The sequence below is a fragment of the Methanosarcina sp. genome, from assembly GCF_028693135.1.
In the GTDB taxonomy this organism is placed as follows: domain Archaea; phylum Halobacteriota; class Methanosarcinia; order Methanosarcinales; family Methanosarcinaceae; genus Methanosarcina.
Genome location: NZ_JAQUVZ010000051.1, coordinates 20,886 through 25,358, shown reverse-complemented (window position 1 = coordinate 25,358; position 4,473 = coordinate 20,886). Strand labels below are relative to the sequence as shown.

Annotated in this window: 2 protein-coding genes and 1 pseudogene; 1 reads left to right on the top strand and 2 read right to left on the bottom strand. The window is 41.6% G+C overall.

From position 1 onward, the window contains the following. Positions 1-76: 76 nt before the first annotated feature. On the bottom strand, positions 77-1,468 hold the full coding sequence (locus PHF18_RS15725; RefSeq protein WP_300104467.1) for a HEAT repeat domain-containing protein: 1,392 nt from the start codon (positions 1,466-1,468) through the stop codon (positions 77-79). 143 nt (positions 1,469-1,611) lie between these two features. Here PHF18_RS15725 and PHF18_RS15720 point away from each other — a divergent pair. Beyond that, positions 1,612-2,708 (top strand): annotated as a pseudogene (locus PHF18_RS15720) (IS630 family transposase). A gap of 349 nt (positions 2,709-3,057) precedes the next feature. Here the strand turns inward: PHF18_RS15720 and cca are convergent. Continuing rightward, positions 3,058-4,422: a CCA tRNA nucleotidyltransferase gene (gene cca, locus PHF18_RS15715; protein ID WP_300104468.1), complete on the bottom strand. Its 1,365-nt coding sequence runs from the start codon at positions 4,420-4,422 to the stop codon at positions 3,058-3,060. Positions 4,423-4,473: the final 51 nt, after the last annotated feature.

Below are 4,473 nucleotides of genomic sequence, written 5' to 3'. Positions count from 1 at the left end.
TCACATAGATTAAAGAAATCTGGGCAACAGAAAATTAACGATTTCTAAGTGCCAGAATAACCGGGCGTGCGGCCCATCAGCATACCCCATCCTTTAGGGTGGGGTGGCCGCACGCAATTTGATTTTCCAGATTTTGAACCTGTTTTTTAAATCCTACCGGATCTCTCACTTGAAGAAGAGATTGACCACTGTGACTTAATTCATGACCCAGTTCTTCAAATGGGGTTCCTTTTGTCTGCTCATGAATTACTTCTGTTTTCTTTTGGATCTCTTCGAGAAGCTCTTTTAAGTTTCTATTCAGAATAGGTAAACCTTTTCTCAAGGCTATTGTTGCAAATGGTGCAGTTTCTTCAGTTTCTCTCATTAGCTCTGCTGCACGATCACAGAATTGCCTATAATAATTAAGCTCGTCTTGTGTTGCTAGTAAGTTCGTATTTTCTAGATTTTGAACTTCTTTTAAAGCGTTTCCAAGATTTTTTACAGCTTCAAAGAGCAGTTCCTTGCTTTTGGAGTCACCAATTACTTTTTTCGCTTCTTCAAGATACTTATCTACTTGTTCTTTTGCTTCTTGTTTTTTGAAAACTATTGTATGAAATGAGCGATAAAAGGGAAGGCAAAATTCAGATGGAGAACTCCAACTAGATGAGTCTCCTGCCGATTTTTCAAAAAACTCGATAGCTTTTTCCAGTTCTTTTTTGTAATCTTCTTCTTTTTCTGCTTGAGAAGCCTTGAATATGGAAACTTTTCCAAGAGAGTGATTTGTGTAGATTCTCACAAAATCGTTTTTATCATTGGTCAGTTTATGTAAATCGTTCCATGCCTGCTGTTTATCTGGTATGTTAGAAAACGCGGAACCAATGGTAGAGGCTGCCTTAGATCTTACACTCCAGTCTTCATCATTGGTCAGTTTATGTAAATCATTCCATGCCTGTTGTTTATCTGGTATATAATAAAATGCAGAGCCAAAAGTAGAGACTGCTCCATACCTCACATCCCAGTCTTCATCATTAATTAGTCTATGTAAGTCGTTCCATGCATCTCGTTTATCTGGCACATGGGAGAATGCAAAACCAATGGCAAAGGCTGCTCTAGACCTCACAGAAGTGTCTACATCATTGGTCAGTCTATGTAAAACATTCCATAATTGTTGCTTATCTGGAACATGGAAAAATACATGGCCAAGAGTAGAGGCGACCTCAAACCGTACACTCCTGTCCTCATCATTAATCAGTCTCTGTAAGTATTTCCATGCTTGTTGCTTATCTGGAATATCAGAAAACGCAGAACCAATGGCAAAGGCTGCTTTTGATCTCACGTCCCACTTTTCATCGTCGACCAGTCTCTGTAAGTCTTTCCATGCTTCCCGTTTATCTGGAACATGAGAATATACACAACCAAGAGTAGAGGCAGCTCTGTATCTTACTCCCCTGTCTTCGTCACTAGTGTATCGATTCCAGATTACATCCATAAACCTAAACTTCAAAATCCATCTCGTGATCAACAAATCCCTCACCAAATAATGGATTTATTTGGGAATCGAAGCACTAGTGTCATGGCAACTTAATTATGGGTCATATTTATAAGCTTTGAATCCCATCTGTATCTTCATTCATGGCAAAAATAAAACTTGAAGAAGATGAGGTGCAGTACCTCATAGACTTTGTTAAAAAGGGACAGAAAAGTGCACGAGAACTAACAAGAGCACGAATCCTGTTACTTGCCAACAAGAATAAAAAGAACACCGAGATCATAGAAATATTGAATGTTGGTAGGAATACTGTTGGGCGAATCAAGAAAAGGTACTTGGATGAAGGTCTCCAAAGCGCTCTTGAGGATAAAACAAGAACCGGTCAACCTATAAAATACACCGAAAAACACGCTGCTGAAATCATAGCGCAAGCATGTACCACACCTCCTGATGGAAGAAAAAAGTGGACGCTTGTACTGCTTACTGAGGAACTGAAGATAAAAGAAGGTTTTGAAACAATAAACAAGGAAAGCATCCGGCTTATTCTAAAAAAAGCAAAACTAAACCTTGGTTAAGACGGATGTGGTGTATTCAAACGATAAATGCCGAATATAGAGAAAGAATGTACAACATTCTCAACCTCTATGAAGAAAAATATGACCCGAAAAAACCTCTAATATGCCTTGACGAGAAACCAAAACAACTTCTTGGAGATAAGAGGAAAGCCATTCCAATGAAACCTGGAAGTCCAGAAAAATATGATTACGAATATGTCAGGAATGGAACAGCAAATGTATTCGTGGCGGTAGAATTCAAAGCAGGAAAAAGGGCGACTCAGGTAACCGAAAGGAGAACCAGGAAGGATTTTGCACAATTCGTGAAAATTCTCGTTACCGAAAACTATTCTGAAGCTGAAGTCATCCGACTGGTTACGGATAATCTCAATACCCATAACGAAAAGTCATTCTACGAAACATTCAGCGAAGAGGAAGCAAAAAAGATTCTGGAAAAGATAGAATTCCATTACACGCCAAAACATGCAAGTTGGCTTAATGCCGCAGAAATAGAGATCAATGTGATGGATATTGAATGTACAGACAGAAGGATCGGGGATATGGAGACACTTACCCACCAAGTGGGGGCATGGACAAAGAGAAGAAATGAACATGAAAATAAGATCAACTGGAAGTTTACGAGAAAAGTTGCTGACGAGAAAATGTCTAAACGTTATGCACCATAATTAAATTGCTAAGACACTAGTCAGTTTATGTAAGTCAATCCATGCCTGTTGTTTATCCGGCAGTAACGAGAATTTATATCTTAATTGCTCCAGTGATTTAATACGTTTTTCTGGATCCTCACTAAGACATTGATTGTGAATCTCCTCTTGATCTATCAACTGCCCAACACCATAAGTTCCGATAAAACTTAAAGCTTAAAACGGTTTCTTTTTAGAATTAAGGATTAACGAATAAGAGTCGCTAAAAAAGGATTTTTGCGGAAAAATTCTGCGCGGTGTACGTTTCAATTTTTGTACACAGCTAAACTTAGGAAAAAAGTGCAGATAAAATTATTTTATAGAAATTCTTTTACATCCATTTCCTCAAAAAAACCCTGAAATCAGGATCTTTTAGCCTGCAAATCTCTGCATCTTCAATGACCTCAAAGCCCTCACTCACGCTCTGATGTACCTGTTTCCCGAGGGAGCAGTTTACAAGCTGTTCTTCAAGAAGCCCTTTCGCAGTCGGGTATTTGCGCTGGATTTCAAAGACATACTTTCCTCCTTCGATATAGCCTCCGAAAACATTTTCAGCTCCTTCGTACTTGGCTTTGAACTTCTCCGAGTGTTCTCTGACCCAGACCGGAGGACCAATTCGTTTTTTGACGTTGGGGAGGGTGCCTGCGATAAGTTCGAGCATGATTACGGTTTCGGGGTTCCCTGACCACACGCCGGTTTTGACCACTGAAAAATCGTATTCGTTCAGGAGGGCAGCTGCAGCCTGTTCCATCTTATAGAGCTGCGGGTAGAGCACGTCTTCTACCACGTCCGGGGTTTTGAAGACAACTGCAAGCTGGGAACTTTTCCGGCTGTCCAGCTTCTCAAGAAGTTCTTTATCTTCAAGCGGCAGGACCGGGGCAGAAAAAAATAATTTGAGCTCAGGGTTTGCCAGAAACTCCCTGCAGTGGTCTATAAACATGCAGAACCTGTCAAGAGAGAGGGCTGCTGCAACATTCCGCTTCGGGTCGGTCGGGTCTACTATAACAAGAGGCTCCGTATGTCCCATTTCCGAGTGCTGCATAATGTCTATTTTCTGTCCGGGTCTCCAGATACAGGCTGCTTTTACGGCATTTTCGAAAGAGCCGTAGTGAATTATAAGGAGTTCTGTCAGGTAGCCCGAAAAGCCCTGCGTCCTCAACTCCGAACCGTAGACTCCGCCTCCGCGCATGAACTGCTTCATGAGCAGGACCTCGTCTTCCCTCCCTTTTATGTGAGCTTTTACGAATTCATTGTGAAAAGGCGTCCTGTCAACTGCGGATTTGAGCTGGCATGCCGAAGCAACCCGAAAGCAGGGGACAAGGTCCACGTCAAAGCCTTTGAAAACAATGTTCAGGTAAGGATGTTCGGCATGGCGGTCTTCGGCATATTCCGCGTGTTTTGCCACTTCCCTTGCAATTGCCATGCCGCTGATTTCCAGATCTCTTCTGTGTGTTTCTTCAGGAAAGCTGATAAAAACATCAATATCATGGGTGCCTGAGAGCCAGGTGCCTCTTGCAGCAGAACCGACCATTTTTACAAAAATATCCGATACACAAAGTTTCTCAGCTGCCGCTATTACCTCTGCGGCAAGTTCCTCCTGAACTGCTGTGAGTTTTTTTCTTTCGGCTTCCGTGGGTTTAACCTTTTCAAGTACGGAAAGCTTCAGGTCTTCTGGAATGCTGGTGTACGTTTCCATGCCCGGGACGGCTCCATATGTTATTTCTTGATTCTGAAGGTGAGTTATTGA